The 15,330-nt window shown below is 42.3% G+C and carries 13 protein-coding genes and 2 tRNA genes; 11 read left to right on the top strand and 4 right to left on the bottom strand.

Features of this window, described 5'->3' with window-relative positions:
- Positions 1-36: 36 nt before the first annotated feature.
- From ACFEL9_RS12555 to ACFEL9_RS12545, 3 genes are all read right to left on the bottom strand, one after another.
- Positions 37-390 carry a Rieske (2Fe-2S) protein gene (locus tag ACFEL9_RS12555; RefSeq protein WP_385890385.1) on the bottom strand — a complete coding sequence of 118 codons (354 nt, stop codon included), beginning with the start codon at positions 388-390 and terminating at the stop codon, positions 37-39.
- An 87-nt stretch (positions 391-477) separates the two neighbouring features.
- Positions 478-1,695, bottom strand: coding sequence for a GTPase HflX (gene hflX, locus ACFEL9_RS12550; protein WP_385890383.1), 1,218 nt, complete (start codon positions 1,693-1,695; stop codon positions 478-480).
- An 88-nt stretch (positions 1,696-1,783) separates the two neighbouring features.
- Entirely contained in the window at positions 1,784-2,509 is a 726-nt protein-coding gene (locus ACFEL9_RS12545; protein WP_385890381.1) for an outer membrane beta-barrel protein, read from the bottom strand.
- Between the two features lie 661 nt (positions 2,510-3,170).
- Here ACFEL9_RS12545 and ACFEL9_RS12540 point away from each other — a divergent pair.
- The 7 genes from ACFEL9_RS12540 to ACFEL9_RS12510 all read left to right on the top strand — a co-directional run bounded on the left by ACFEL9_RS12540 (position 3,171) and on the right by ACFEL9_RS12510 (position 8,419).
- Positions 3,171-3,244 (top strand) — tRNA-Ile (locus tag ACFEL9_RS12540).
- A 74-nt stretch (positions 3,245-3,318) separates the two neighbouring features.
- A complete protein-coding gene (locus ACFEL9_RS12535) occupies positions 3,319-3,573 on the top strand; it encodes a GIY-YIG nuclease family protein (protein WP_385891491.1) in 255 nt (84 codons plus the stop codon).
- Positions 3,551-3,629 (top strand) — tRNA-Gln (locus ACFEL9_RS12530). The genes ACFEL9_RS12535 and ACFEL9_RS12530 overlap by 23 nt, the downstream gene beginning before the upstream one ends.
- Before the next feature lie 375 nt (positions 3,630-4,004).
- A complete protein-coding gene (locus tag ACFEL9_RS12525; protein ID WP_385890379.1) occupies positions 4,005-4,985 on the top strand; it encodes a GDP-mannose 4,6-dehydratase in 981 nt (326 codons plus the stop codon).
- Positions 4,986-4,995: 10 nt separating this feature from the next.
- Positions 4,996-6,564, top strand: coding sequence for an ArnT family glycosyltransferase (locus tag ACFEL9_RS12520; protein ID WP_385890377.1), 1,569 nt, complete (start codon positions 4,996-4,998; stop codon positions 6,562-6,564).
- 44 nt (positions 6,565-6,608) lie between these two features.
- Positions 6,609-7,553 carry a glycosyltransferase family 2 protein gene (locus ACFEL9_RS12515; RefSeq protein ID WP_385890374.1) on the top strand — a complete coding sequence of 315 codons (945 nt, stop codon included), beginning with the start codon at positions 6,609-6,611 and terminating at the stop codon, positions 7,551-7,553.
- A complete protein-coding gene (locus ACFEL9_RS12510; protein ID WP_385890371.1) occupies positions 7,550-8,419 on the top strand; it encodes a lysylphosphatidylglycerol synthase transmembrane domain-containing protein in 870 nt (289 codons plus the stop codon). The genes ACFEL9_RS12515 and ACFEL9_RS12510 overlap by 4 nt, the downstream gene beginning before the upstream one ends.
- A 4-nt stretch (positions 8,420-8,423) precedes the next feature.
- On the opposite strand, the gene ACFEL9_RS12505 is transcribed toward ACFEL9_RS12510, so the two are convergent.
- Entirely contained in the window at positions 8,424-8,561 is a 138-nt protein-coding gene (locus ACFEL9_RS12505; protein WP_385890368.1) for a hypothetical protein, read from the bottom strand.
- Positions 8,562-8,847: 286 nt separating this feature from the next.
- On the opposite strand from ACFEL9_RS12505, the gene rimP reads away from it, so the two are divergent.
- The 4 genes from rimP (at position 8,848) to ACFEL9_RS12485 (ending at position 15,217) form a co-directional block, all read left to right on the top strand.
- Positions 8,848-9,318 carry a ribosome maturation factor RimP gene (rimP, locus tag ACFEL9_RS12500; RefSeq protein WP_385890367.1) on the top strand — a complete coding sequence of 157 codons (471 nt, stop codon included), beginning with the start codon at positions 8,848-8,850 and terminating at the stop codon, positions 9,316-9,318.
- A 144-nt stretch (positions 9,319-9,462) separates the two neighbouring features.
- Entirely contained in the window at positions 9,463-10,710 is a 1,248-nt protein-coding gene (gene nusA / locus ACFEL9_RS12495; protein ID WP_276503946.1) for a transcription termination factor NusA, read from the top strand.
- 108 nt (positions 10,711-10,818) lie between these two features.
- On the top strand, positions 10,819-13,713 hold the full coding sequence (gene infB / locus ACFEL9_RS12490; RefSeq protein WP_385890364.1) for a translation initiation factor IF-2: 2,895 nt from the start codon (positions 10,819-10,821) through the stop codon (positions 13,711-13,713).
- A 124-nt stretch (positions 13,714-13,837) separates the two neighbouring features.
- The gene (locus ACFEL9_RS12485) at positions 13,838-15,217 is read left to right on the top strand and encodes a peptidylprolyl isomerase (protein ID WP_385890361.1); all 1,380 of its coding nucleotides are present in this window, start codon (positions 13,838-13,840) and stop codon (positions 15,215-15,217) included.
- Positions 15,218-15,330 lie beyond the last annotated feature (113 nt).

Here is a 15,330-nt window from a genome sequence, read left to right as displayed (position 1 = left end):
GTAGACGGTTTTAAAATTGGAGGCCGGAAGAAGGATCTAAAACCAATTGAAGAATCCACCCGGTTCCATGCCCACAAAAATGCCGTCTTCTTTTAATTCCACGGGCCAGTTTTTTAAATAGTATCCTTCGCCACTTACATTTCGTCCATTCTTCAGGTCATATTTATAGCGATGTAATGGACATACCACCCTGCCCAACGCATCTATATAACCCTCTGCCAGTATACCACCAGCATGCGGGCATTTATAGGCAAAAGCAAAAAAATTGTCACGATGTTTACCAATACAAATTTTCTTCCCTTTTACTTCCACCATGGCAATATTGTTATCCGCAAAATCCAACTCGCCAGGATGATCAGCGATTTTATGCCAGGTATATTGTTTTGTCACGATACTTCTACTTTGCTCAGTACATCAATTTGACCCGAAAAATTATTACGAAGTCCCCACTCGCTACTTACCACACCCCACTTCCCCTTAATACAAAAACTCTGTCTTATAAGGGTATCTTACCCTATACATTTCTCTCACTTTTTGCAGAATCGTTTCACGCAGTTTATCCAGGTTTCTCCTTTCTATTGCGGATACAAAAACAGCGTTACCATTGGTTTCGTTATTCCATCTTTCGTAGAGATCCTCCAGTATTTCTTTTTTGGTGCTTTCTTCCAACCACTCATCAAAGGTTTTTTCTTCATACAGATCCATTTTATTAAAAATGGTCAGCGTTGGTTTTTCGGAAGCATTCATTTCATGCAATGTCTTATTCACTACGGCTATCTGGTCTTCATAATTAGGATGGGAAATATCGACCACATGTAATAAGATATCTGCTTCTCTTACCTCGTCCAACGTACTTTTAAAACTTTCTACCAGGTGGTGCGGCAGCTTACGAATAAATCCAACTGTGTCGCTTAGCAGGAAAGGGGTATTTTCAAAAACTACTTTACTGGTAGTTGTATCCAGTGTTGCAAATAATTTGTTTTCCGCAAAAACATGCCGCTTGCTCAGCAAGTTCATGATCGTTGACTTACCCACATTGGTATAACCTACGAGTGCAACACGAATAAATTCACCTCTGTCCTTGCGCTGTGTGAACGCTTGCTTGTCGATTTCGGCAAGTCGTTTTCGCAGCAGCGAAATTTTATCCCGTACTATACGGCGGTCCGTTTCTATTTCGGTTTCACCCGGACCTCTTGTACCGATTCCACCACCTAAACGTTCCAGGTGCTTCCACATACCTCTTAACCTCGGAAGTATATATTGATATTGCGCCAACTCTACCTGTGCTTTGGCCTGTGCTGTTTTTGCCCGGCGGGCAAAAATGTCAAGTATCAGGTCAGAACGGTCGATAGCTTTTATGTCCAGTGCTTTTTCTATATTGGTAATTTGAGAACCGCTGAGTTCGTCATCAAATATTACAACACGGATATTTTTGCCCTGCACATAATTCTTTATCTCTTCCAGTTTCCCTTTGCCAACAAATGTGCGGCTGTCAGGATGCTGCAGTTTTTGAATAAACCGTTTTACCGTAACAGCACCCGCCGTTTCAGCCAGGAACGATAATTCATCCAGGTACTCCTGTACTTGTGTTTCTGTCTGGTCTTTCTGCACCAGGCCGACAAGCACCGCCGGCTCCTCTTCTTTGATAATATTTTTTTTATCCAGCATATTCAAAAAAACACCCTCATGATACATGAGGGATGCGCAAAGTTAACGGTAGAAAATAAAAAAGGACTTCACTATTCCGTGAAATCCGTTCAACCTGTTTCAAGCCAGTTTGCAATTATAGTCCACTGATCGTAAGCCCGATCGAAAAAGGTCTTATTTCAGCCGCCACTCCTTCTTTAAACAAAGTAGTGAGCTGGTAGCTTCCATACAATGTAAAATGCCCGACACCTACCCTGGCCGTGCCTACCAACCGGGTCGTATTAAAAAATCGTTTGCTGGTTTCTTTCATCGTGTAAGAGTTCAGCGTATTGCCACTTTTATTTTCGAGGTCCTTGTTGCGGGTATGTGCATTGATCATAGTTCCTACCTTGGCGCCGATAGCAAACTTGAAACTTTTATCGCTGTTAAAAGGATTGGCAACATACCTGAACTCTACGGGAGCCTCGAGGTAGGTTGTGTTTAATTTTGTCTTCTTAAAATGGTTAGTATCTGATTGATCCCTGAACTGCAGTGTTGTGGTGGCATCTTTAATGCCGACATAGGTGTCTTTGAAAATGATATGATCGGAAGAAATTCCCGGGCCAAAAGCCATACTCAGTTTAGGATTGGTTTTAAACGGAAAATCAAACATGAAATAGACATTGAAACTTTTTGAAAACCCGCTGGTATTGATCGAGTCTGGCTTTCCTGCCCAGCCCGTATAACCCAACTGGATCATAAAGTGATCATTGGCACGGCCTGCAAGGCTAAGAGGCTCTTTTTTCCTGGTGACGATTGAATCTTGGGCAAATAACGAATTGATGAGGAGACAACTAAATGCAAACAGGGCGATTTTCTTCATAAATCAAGTTAAGGTCGCAAATATATTTTTCTTTCGGTTAAAGTAAGGTTAAGAACAAAGCAATTATTTTATTTCTTACTTTTGCCCTCCATAAAAAAGTTCTTAAGAAAGTTGATCGAATAAACCAGGACCCTTAGAATCGGTAGGGTCATAGTTTAAAATAGTTCGTTAGTCAGGACCCTTAGCTCAGCTGGCTAGAGCATCCCGATTAATATCGGGAGGGTCGCAGTTTAAATAGTTCTTTTTAATAATTGAGTTGATCAAATAGTCAGGACCCTTAGCTCAGCTGGTTAGAGCATCCCGATTAATATCGGGAGGGTCGCAGTTTAAATAGTTCTTTTTAATAATTGAGTTGATCAAATAGTCAGGACCCTTAGCTCAGCTGGTTAGAGCATCCCGATTAATATCGGGAGGGTCGCAGTTTAAATAGTTCTTTTTAATAATTGAGTTGATCAAATAGTCAGGACCCTTAGCTCAGCTGGTTAGAGCATCCCGATTAATATCGGGAGGGTCGCAGTTTAAATAGTTCTTTTTAATAATTGAGTTGATCAAATAGTCAGGACCCTTAGCTCAGCTGGTTAGAGCATCCCGATTAATATCGGGAGGGTCGCAGTTTAAATAGTTCTTTTTAATATTAATAATTGAGTTGATCAAATAGTCAGGACCCTTAGCTCAGCTGGTTAGAGCACCTGACTCATAATCAGGGGGTCGCAGGATCGTGCCCTGCAGGGTCCACAATATCGTGTCCGCCTTCGGCGGATCCACAAGTTTAAAAGCATTTGTAATTTCGGTTACGGGTGCTTTTTTTTATGTACTACGTTTACATTCTATATTCATCATCAAGGGACAAATATTACATCGGGTCTACAGTAGATCTTGCTTCGCGGTTGGTTAAACATAATTCAAAGCATAACGGTTTTACACAGGGAGCGACCGAATGGGTAATTACTTTTTCAGGAACATTTTCCAGCAAACAAGAGGCCTTGAAAAGAGAACAGCAAATAAAATCATGGAAGAGCCGCAGGCTTATTGAGAATTTGATCCGCCAGTGCTCAGTTGGTTAGAGCATCCCGATTTGATCGGGAGGGTCGCAGGATCGTGTCCGCCTTCGGCGGATCCACAAGTTTAAAAGCATTTGCAATTTCGGTTACAAGTGCTTTTTTATTTATTACGGCTACATCTTATTATACAGCTGATCATTGGGGATGGCTTTTTGAAAAGTGATCCGATAAAGTGTTTATTGGGCAAGTAGCAATTCACAGCTGATTTTTCATCAATTTTAGCTTTTAAAAGACGCTCATTACTTCATAGTATTACCATTTGTTCTTCTTTAAACTTTATACATCTAAAAATGTTATAGGTCAAAATCCTGCTCATATTTTTTTTGATAGTTAATCGGTGGTTAACGCAAGTAATGATGGAGTAAGGAAACCGGAAATTGTACCTTTGATAATTATTACAGTTTTATTCTGTTATCCTAAAAAAATCTGGTGTAATGAAGCGCATTCTTGTTACCGGCGGAGCAGGGTTTATTGGCAGTCACCTGGTTGAGGCATTATTGGCAAAAGGTGATTACGAGATTTATTGTATTGATAATTTTGATCCGTTTTATGCTTACTCCGTAAAAGAACAAAACCTGCAAACCGCAAAATCGCATCCGTCATTTCGCCTCTACCAGTTCGATCTTGCACTCACCACCCCCGAAGAGCTGCTTAAAACATTTGATTCAGTTTCTTTCGACGCTATCATTCACCTGGCTGCTAAGGCAGGTGTCAGGCCCAGTATCCAACATGCAGCTTCTTATTACAGCACCAACGTAACGGGCACCCTGCACTTGCTGGAGTTTGCCCGTCAGGCCAATATTCCCCGCTTTGTATTTGCCTCATCCAGCAGTGTGTATGGCCGAAACCCTAATGTGCCATGGAAAGAAGCAGACCTGCTTCACCAACCCATCAGTCCCTATGGCGCCACCAAATTGGCGGGTGAAGAAATAGGAATGGTTTATTCGCAGCTGTATCCCTTACAATTTATTGCCCTTCGCCTGTTTACAGTATATGGACCAAGACAAAGGCCCGACCTGGCGATTCACCGATTTTATGACCAGATCCGGGACAATCGACCCCTAAACTTATTCGGTGATGGCAGCACCCTTCGTGACTATACCTTTGTCAGTGACATTGTCAACGGAATCATCGGTGCTTTAAACTATACGGGTAAAGATTCGACCATTTTTAATCTTGGCGATAGCAGGCAAATATCTTTACTGCAGCTGGTACAGGTACTGGAAGAAAGTATGAATACAAAAGCGGTCATAAACTGGCAGCCTGAACAGCCGGGTGATGTGCCGCAAACTTTTGCTGATATTTCAAAAGCTGCCGGTCTTTTAAATTATCAGCCCGCTGTTATGTTTGAGGAAGGGATTCAACGCTTTGTTGAGTGGAAAGAAAAACAGCCTTTGCACCTGAAAACAGCTTGAAAATAATAGGATGCATTCAAAATCTTTTTGGCTGGTAATCCTGCTTGCAGCTTTTCTTTTATTTGTTAAACTGGGCGCAACTACGGTTTTCCAGGTGGCAGAAGCAAGAAATACCCGGGTGCCAGCCGAAATGATTGAACGAAAAGATTACATCGTACCTTTTTTCAACGGCGAACTAAGAACGGACAAACCTCCATTGCACTATTATGCTATGTTATTGGCTTATCGCCTGGGCGGTATTAATGAAACCAGTGCAAGGTTCTTCTCTGCGGTTTGTGGCTTATTCGTTATTGTTGCCACCTGGTTATTTGCAAAAAGAAATGCCGGAACCGGCGTCGCCCTGTGGAGCTGCCTTGTTTTATTGGCATCTGTTCACACTATTTTTCAATTTCGCCTGGCGACACCAGACCCTTATCTTATAGCCTGTCATGTATTGTCTCTTTTTTGTTTTTGGGAAGGATTTAAAAATTACAAGCGGTCCTTTTTATGGTTGATGTATTTCTTCCTGGGACTCGCTATACTGGCAAAAGGGCCCGTGGGATTGGTATTGCCAGCCATCACAATCTTTTTATTTCTTCTTTTGAAAAGGGAATTCTCTTTCAGTGCTATCTGGAAACTCAGACCATTACAGGGATTGATCATTATAATGGCTGTTGCTTTACCCTGGTTTTATTTGGTACATGTAAAAACTGGTGGCATATGGACCCATGGATTTTTTTTTGAACACAATATTGGCCGATTCAATAAACCATTTGATGGTCATAAGGGTCCGTTTATACTAACCTGGGCCTTCGTGATCATGGGTCTTTTCCCTTTTTCTATCTTTCTCATAAGGGCTGTTACAATGGCATGGCAAAAACGAGTCTCGAATACCTGGCTTTTTTTTAACCTGGTAGCAGCCGCAGTTGTTATTTTGGCTTATTCGCTGTCGGCTACAAAACTTTTAAACTATACCACCCCGGCCTACCCGTTCCTGGCACTCGTTATTGGTTCTTTTATCTTTTCAGTTATTGAATCAAAAGAAGCGGGCAAAAATTTATGGCCCGAATGGATCATATTGCTGCTAATGACACTGGTATTACCAGCAGGATTATATTTTTGGATGCAGTCTGAAAAGCCGATGGTGCCGATTGCCTGGATGAGTGTTTTATTATCAGTATTCCCATTAACTATGTCGATAGCCGTTGCTTATTATAAAAAAAAGCGGATAGAAAAAACTTTTTATTTGGCTGCGGCAGGAGCAATACTTGTCAATATTTTATTCTTTTGCATTTTACTTCCTGCGCTGGATGCCAATGGCTCGGTGCATCAATTAAAAGATAGAGTAAAACCTGGCATGACTGTTATCGCTTATCGTAAATTTAATGACGCATTTACTTTTTATCATCAAAAAAATATTCCTGTTATCAACTCCACAAGCACTATTGTTGAACTTTTGAAACACAATCCTAATGCACTGATAGTAGAAAGAGCCAGTGCACCGCATCTGATGGACAGTGTTCAGGGGCTGGTCATTAAAGACAGTGCAAAAGATCTTTTTAGCAGGCAATACAGTTTTATATATGAATTGAAGAAGTAAGCCTAGAAGAAAAGAAACTATCAGTAACAAACAAAACCACAAAGGTGAAATCAATTTCAGTAGTCGTCGCATTATACAACGAGGCCGGTAATATTAAAGCCTTGCTGGAACAAACAACTGCAGCTTTACAAAATTTAAATTATGAATTAATACTCGTAGATGATGGTTCTACGGATGAGTCCGTTGCTGTCATCAGGCAGCACCTTCAGCCACATATGAAGTTGGTTATCCTGCGAAAAAATTATGGGCAATCAGCTGCAATGGCTGCCGGAATTGATGCCGCAAGTGGTGAGTTCATTGCCACTATGGATGCCGACCTTCAGAACGATCCTTCAGACATTCCCTTTATGTTAGATAAAATGATAGCTGAAGATTGGGATCTCGTTGCCGGTATACGGGCCAACAGGCAGGATAATGTAATCAGGAAAATACCCAGCCGTATCGCCAATAAGATCATTCGCACAACTACAGGCGTTACCCTGCATGATTATGGCTGTACTTTAAAAGTTTTTCGGCGTGATATTGCCAAGAACCTCGGACTCTATGGTGATATGCATCGTTTTATTCCCGTGCTCGCAGCTGTGCAGGGGACAAAAATGACCGAAGTGCCGGTGAAGCATCACCCACGCATTCATGGTAAATCAAAATACGGGATGGGTCGCACATTTAGAGTGATGAGTGATCTCCTGCTGATTTTGTTTATGCAAAAATATTTTCAACGACCCATGCACATATTTGGTCCTGCAGGATTATTATCCTTTTTTGCAGGTTTACTGGTCAATGTATATTTATTGGTGTTGAAAATCCAGGGAGCACGGATTGGTAACCGGCCCTTGCTGATCCTGGGTGTGATCTTGCTGCTGGCGGGTCTGCAATTAATACTGTTTGGATTTGTAGCAGAAATATTGATGCGCACTTATTACGAATCACAACACAAGAAAGCTTATCGCATACGATCTGTGATCCAAAATAACAGTGGTAAAGAATGAAGAAATGGATGCTCACTGTTCTCAAAGGAATTGTTGCTATCGTAGCAATGTATTTTGCTTTTCGAAACATCAAGTGGGAAGAGCTGAAAGCCATCCGGTGGAACATTTCTTTAATATGGCTGTTACCCGCCATACTTCTTTACAATGGTTCACAGTTTATCAGTGCCTACAGGCTATTACAATTTTATAAACTACCCGACCCCACGCTTGTTTATCGTTTCAACCTGCAGTTATACTACATAGGCATGTTTTATAATCTTTTTTTACCGGGTGGCGTTGGTGGCGATTTTTATAAAGTGATGGTTATAAAAAAAAGAGGTGCCGCATTATTAGAGGCCACCAAAGCAACTTTGCTGGATAGGGTTACCGGCTTACTGGTACTATTGTCGATTATAACCGTTCTCGCCAATTTCGTTGAAATCAATCTACCACATAAAATTTTACGGATAGCCGCTATCGCCATTATTCCCGGTTTTTTTTGTTATTGGCTCATAATCCAACGTTATTTCAAACCATTTGGTGCCGCTATACCAAAAGCTATTTCATTATCGCTTCTCATCCAGTTTTGTCAATTGTTATCTTTTTGTTGTCTTCTTCTTTTTTTCCATGCTCCATGGGAGTCTCTGCCCAGGTATGCAGTAGTATTTTTTGCCGGCTCGGTGATTGCCGCTTTGCCGGTAAGCATAGGCGGTATCGGAACCCGGGAATTAGCTATGGCTACGGGTGCGGCATACTTCTCCCTGTCTCCGGCCATTGCTGTATCGGCCAGCCTTTTTTTCTACATCATTACAGCATTAAGCGCTTTAACCGGCTGGCTTTGCAGCAAGCATTCGCTTATCCGGATAAGGGAGGAGAAAAACAATTAAGGATTTACTTTACCTCTTCAAAATCAATGTAGTCGCCTGTTTTTTTTGACACAGGTTTTTCATCAGCAGGTCTTGCAGAATCCTGGTACATATTGGCTTGCTCCTGCATTTGGGTATGCATTTCCCGAAACTTTTTTTTCATTTGACGGGTCGTTTTATAAATGGGAACTATAAAACGAAAAACCAGGTTAAAAAGGAACCAGGCCAACAGCCCGTATAATATTACCTTCATCATAACCACACAAAGCTACAATTACCTACTAAACCCTGATGAATTGGATCGTTAAAAAGCGGCGAATGACAGAGAAAGATCGGTAAATTGAGGTGTAACGATAAGTTTTGGAGAGAATAACTTATTTCCCTTACTTTTGCAGCGGAAGCAGAATTAAAGAAGGGAACGAAGACGTTCCCTTCTTCTTTTATCTACTATGAGCATAGACGGACAAATACAGTTACTGGAACAAAAGGTGAAGGCGATGATTGAAAACGAACCTGGGATCTTCCTGGTGGAGATCAGGATCAAACCAACTAATAATGTGAAAGTATTTTTAGATGCGGATACAGGAATGAGCCTGGATAAGTTGATACATTACAATAGGAAACTATACAGAGATTTGGAAGAGAGCGGTTTTTTCCCGGGCAATGATTTTTCACTCGAAGTATCTTCACCGGGATTAGACGAACCGTTAAAGCTCCACCGTCAATACTTGAAAAATGTTGGCCGGTCCGTAGAGGTGATTCGTTTGGATGGGGTAAAAAATGAGGGTAAGCTTATTACTGTTTCTGATACTGATATCGTAGTTGAAGAGGAAAAAGGGAAAGGAAAGAAAAGAGAGTTGGTCCACCACACCGTTCCGTTTTCAGCTATCAAAGCAACCCGTGTACAAATTAAATTTTAAAAAAGCGAAGTCCCGCTTGCTATTTTTATATGAATGAGCAGAAGGACAACGCATAAAACAACAAAAATTCAAATCAAATTTTGAGAAAAGCAGTGAGTTGTGGCTCAATGCTCCGATCTCAGACCTGACAAAAAATTGAGAGTTATGGCAAGTATCAATCTTATTGAAGCGTTCCAGGAATTTAAGGATGCGGAAAATATTGACCGCCCTACCATGATGAAAGTGGTAGAAGATGTATTTAAAACCCTGCTTCGCAAAAAATACGGCAGCGACGAAAACTTTGATGTTATCGTAAATGCTGAAAAAGGCGACCTTGAAATTATCCGTCACAGGATGATTGTTGAGGATGGACAGGTAGAAGATCCGTTGGCGCAGGTAGCCTATTCCGAGGCTGTTAAGATTGAACCAGATTTTGAAGTGGGTGAAGAGTTGTTCCAGGAAATTGATTTGTACGACTTTGGACGCCGCGCCATTCTAGCCGCCAAGCAAACCTTGGCCAGCCGGATCAGCGACCTTAAGAAAAACGTATTGGCCCAAAAATATAGTGACAGGATCGGAGAGATCATTAGCGCAGAAGTGTACCAGGTTTGGAAAAAAGAGATCTTATTGTTGGATGAAGAAGGTAACGAATTGATCCTGCCAAAAAGTGAACAGATACCCCAGGATTATTTCAAAAAAGGAGAAAATATCCGTGCCGTAGTGAAAAGGGTGGACATGAAAAACAATAACCCGGTGATCATCCTATCCCGAACAGCCCCTGAGTTTTTGGCTAAATTATTGGAGATAGAAGTGCCGGAAATTTTTGACGGCCTGATCGTAATTAAAAAAATTGTTCGTGATCCGGGTGAAAGGGCTAAAGTTGCAGTAGAATCTTATGACGACCGCATAGACCCTGTTGGAGCCTGCGTAGGTATGAAAGGTAGCCGTATCCATGGCATTGTCCGGGAGCTGAAAAATGAAAATATTGATGTTATCAATTGGACTAACAATATCCAATTGCTCATCCAAAGGGCTCTCACTCCGGCAAAGATCACCAGCATGGAGCTGAATAACGAAAAAAATCATGCGAGTGTATATCTCAAACCAGACCAGGTCTCACTGGCTATTGGCCGTCGCGGTGTAAATATCAAGCTGGCTTCTGAATTGACGGGTTATGAGTTGGATGTATATCGTGATTCTGAAGAGGAAACCGGTGAGTTTGATGTAGATCTTGAAGAATTTAGCGATGAAATCGAAACCTGGGTTATTGATGAGTTGAAGAGAGTGGGCTGTGATACCGCAAAAAGCGTATTGCGATTGACACCTGCAGAACTCGAAAGAAGAACAGACCTGGAAAAAGAAACTATCGACGATGTGAGAAAAGTATTGCAAGCAGAGTTTGAAAATGAATAAAAAGTCAGTTGGTCATATAAGTTGAACGGTCAAAGCAGCTTTTTGGAGTGACCTGGTGACTACAATGACTTATATGACAAATTTGACATATTGAATTAAAATAACTGAATGGCAGAAATAAAACTTCCAAGATTATTAGCAGCAGCTAAGGAGTTCAACATTGGACAGGATACCTTAATTGACTTCCTGATAGGAAAGTCATTTCCTAAAGAGGAGCTTAAGCCTACGTCCAAACTTACCGAAGCAATGTATAAGGCATTGCAACAGGAATTTCAAAGCGATAAGGCAGCAAAAATGAAAAGCGACCAGGTGGATCTACCCAAAGGTTCGCAGGACGCAAAAAAGAAAAAAGAAGAAGAAGAAATCAATTTTAAGAAAGAAGAGAAAAAAGTAGTTCCTAAAAAAGAGGAGCCGCCTGTCGTAGAAGTGGTAGAGGAGAAACCGGCACCAGCAAAGCCAGTTGAAACTAAAGAAAAGGAGGAAGAAATTGTAAAAATTGAAGCTCCCGAAATTTCGACGCCGAAGATTATTGACAAAATTGATTTATCGGCAATCGATTCTTCAACCCGCCCTAAAAAGACGATCAAGAAAAAAGCTGAGCAGGAAGCTGAACTTCCTCCGGTAGAAGAAAAATCGGAAGAGGTGAAAAAGCCGGCCGCGCAAGCTGAAGAAATTAAAGAGGTAGCCAAAAAGGAAGAGCCAAAAGAAGAAAAGGTCGTTACACCAGCCGAAGAACCTGTTACAGAAGAGGATACTCCTCCTGTAATTGAGAATATCAGGGCTGAAAAGCTGGAAGGTCCGAGAATATTAGGCAAAATCGATTTGCCCGTTAATAATGATACGAGGCCCGTCAAAGATGAGAAACGGAAACGGAAACGTATTCCTATTGAAAAAAGAGAAGTCAGACCTGATAATAATCAAAATCAAAACAGGGGCGACAGAAGGCCTGGACCAGGTGGACCCGGTGGCGGCGGCGGCGGCGGTTTCAATCGCGGCGATCAACGGGGCAGAGGAGGACAGCACGGTGGACCCGGTCACGGAGATCAGCGTGGTGGACGTCGTCCAATGATTCATCGCGAAGAAAAGCAGATCGATGAAAAAGCCATCCAGGAAAAAATAAGAGAAACCCAGGCCAAGTTGACCGGTGGTGGCGGCAAGGGCAAAAACCTGAAAGCCAAAATTCGTCGTGAAAAAAGGCAGGAACTGGCTGATGCCATAGGTGAAGCAGCCGATGATAACAAATTGCAGGTGACTGAATTTATCAGCGTAAGCGAATTAGCTAACCTGATGGATGTAAGTTTTGCAGAAGTGATCAGTAAATGTATGAGCCTTGGTATCATGGTATCTATCAACCAGCGTTTGGATGCCGAGGTAATTGAATTGGTGGCAAGTGAGTTTGGTTTCGATGTTGAATTTATCAACATGGAAAAACAAATGGAGATGGAGGAAGAAGACGATGAAGATGATGAGGAGGAACTGGAACCTCGTTCACCGATTGTAACCATCATGGGACACGTTGACCATGGTAAAACCTCGTTGCTCGATTATATCCGTAGTGCCAATGTGGTAGCAGGTGAAGCGGGTGGTATTACCCAGCACATCGGGGCTTACCAGGTTGAATTACCCAACGGAAAAGAAATTACATTCCTCGATACTCCCGGTCACGAAGCGTTTACTGCGATGAGGGCCAGGGGTGCGAAAGTTACAGATATAGCCGTTATCGTTATTGCAGCTGATGATGCAGTAATGCCTCAAACCCGTGAAGCAATTAGCCACGCACAGGCGGCTAATGTGCCCATGATCTTTGCCATCAATAAGATTGATAAGGATGGAGCAAACCCTGCAAAGATCTACGAACAACTTTCCCAGATGAACATTTTGGTGGAAGAGTGGGGTGGTAAATTCCAAAACCAGGAAATAGCTGCCAAGAGCGGTTTGAATATCGACAAGCTATTGGAAAAGATATTGCTGGAAGCTGAACTCTTAGACCTGAAAGCAAATCCTAACAGGGAAGGTACAGGAACCATCATCGAAGCTTCATTGGATAAAGGCCGTGGTTATGTAGCTACACTACTGGTTGAGAATGGAACCTTACGGGCAGGAGACCTGGTCGTGAGCGGTCAATATTATGGTCGGGTAAAAGCTATGTTCAATGAACGAAACAAGCGGGAAGACGAAGCTGGTCCTTCAGCTCCGGCGGTTATCCTCGGATTAAACGGGGCTCCCCAGGCTGGTGAAAAATTCAAGGTATACGAAGATGAATCTGAAGCCAAAGAAATAGCTAATCGCCGGGCTCAAATATTGAGAGAGCAGGGTATGCGGGCTAAGAAGCACATTACCCTCGATGAGATCGGCCGTCGTTTGGCGTTAGGAAACTTTAAGGAATTAAAGATTATTATAAAGGGTGACGTGGACGGTTCAGTAGAGGCCTTGAGTGATTCATTGCAAAAACTTTCTACCCAGGAAATTCTGGTAAGTGTAATTCACAAAGGCGTGGGCCAGATCAATGAAAGTGATATCGTTTTGGCTGAGGCATCTGATGCCATCGTTATCGCCTTCAACGTTCGTCCTTCGCAACAGGCATCAAGGCTGGCAGAAAATGCGGGTATTGAAATCAAGATGTACTCGATCATTTACAATGCTATTGAAGAAGTGAAGAGTGCGATGGAAGGTATGTTAGAGCCTACCATCCAGGAAAGGATCATCGCCAATGTTGAAATACGTGAAGTGTTCAAATTTGATAAAGCTACAGTCGCGGGATGTTATGTAACCAGTGGAAGAATGAAACGGGATTCCAAGATACGCCTGATCCGTGATGGTATTGTAATCTATCCGTCCGCAGGTGCCGTAGCTGAATTGGGCTCACTGAAACGTTTTAAAGATGATGTGAAAGAGGTATTGTCGGGCATGGAATGTGGTTTGACCATCAAAAATTATAGCGACATCAAAGTAGGTGATGTAGTAGAAGCCTACGAACAGGAAGAAGTAAAACGGACTTTGTAAACAGAAGTCCTGAAGTCAGACATCAGACCTCCGACTTCAGGACTTTGTTCTTTTCCTCCGAAATCTTTGTTAAATACCTTTCAACGTGTTTACTGGTTTGACCGGTAAAATTACTTTTGATATCATGTATATTTTAAAAAGAACACTGGCTGCCAGCCTGTTATTTCTAACAGGGGCGATGGCTGCCCAGGCGCAACCAAAAAAAATAAAAGCCGATGGCATCATCGCTGTAGTGGGTGATCGAATAATTCTGCAGTCGGATATTAAAAATTCCATTGAAGATGCGAAACGCCAGGGAAGTACGGTGCCGGAAGGTGCTGAATGTATGCTGATGGAGCAAGCTGTTGTTTCAAAAGTACTGATGCTGCAGGCCGAGAAAGACTCTTTACCAGTATCTGATGAAGATGTGGAAGCTGAGTTGGATCAGCGGGTCCGTCACTTTATCAACCAGGTAGGAAGCCAGCAGGCACTGGAAGAATATGCGGGAAAAACTGTTTACCAGATCAAGGATGATGCAAGAGAATCCGTAAGAGAAAACAAGTTAGCGTCTGCCATGCAACAGAAGATTGTGAGCGGTGTTAAGATTACTCCAACAGAGGTAAAAGCTTTTTTTGATCGTATTCCTAAAGACAGCCTCCCATTTTTTGAATCAGAACTGGAAGTGGGCCAGATTACTATTATTCCAAAAGCCTCTAGAGACCTGGAGCAATATATAGTGTCCGAACTGAACAATTATAAACGGCAGATTGAAACAAAAGTGGCTTCTTTTGAGCAATTGGCACAACGCTATTCAGAAGATCCGGGAAGTAAAGACCGCGGCGGACGTTATCAAATTAACCGCAATGAAAAAACATGGGACCCAGCCTTTCTTTCAGCTTCTTTCCGTCTTAAAAATGGTGAAATATCGTCGCCGGTAAAATCAGAAAAGTTCGGCTACTTCCTTATACAAATGATGGAAAGAAGAGGCGATGATGCAGATGTTCGGTTAATTTTAAGAACCCCCCCGGTAACAGATGCTGAAATCAACCAGGCCAAAGCAAAACTGGATACGGTTCGTTCAAAAATTATCGCCGGCACTATTGGTTTTAATGAAGCGGCCACGAAATATAGCGATGACGAAGCGGCAAAATACTCGGGTCCATTTTTGCTCAACCGCGACGGCTCTCCATATGTCACTATCGATCAAATGGATAAGGAAATGGTAGCCATGTTGAGCAAAATGAAAGTGGGCGATTTTTCCCAGCCCACACCATTTACGACCGAACAAGGTAAAAAAGGCGTTCGCATTGTTTATTTAAAATCCCGTTCCGAGCCTCACCGGATGAACATGTCCGATGATTACAGCAAGATTTCGCAAGCTGCCCTGGAGGAAAAGAAAGCCCAGGCACTTGACAAATGGATAAAGGCTAAACTACCCACCTATTACATCATGGTGGATGACGATGCAAAAGCGGAATGCCCTAAAATGCAACGCTTTGCAAGCACTGACCTGAAAGGCTATTAAATATTCAAAAATATCTGGAAGCCGCTCCATTAAGGAGCGGCTTTTTTTATCATTTCATTCAAGTTCGGCACTCCGTTTAATCGTCGTTCTAGCTTACCTTTGCGCCTTCCTTT

Source organism: Terrimonas alba (genome assembly GCF_042434975.1).
GTDB lineage: Bacteria > Bacteroidota > Bacteroidia > Chitinophagales > Chitinophagaceae > Terrimonas_B > Terrimonas_B alba.
This window is presented reverse-complemented; position numbering and strand designations above follow the sequence as displayed.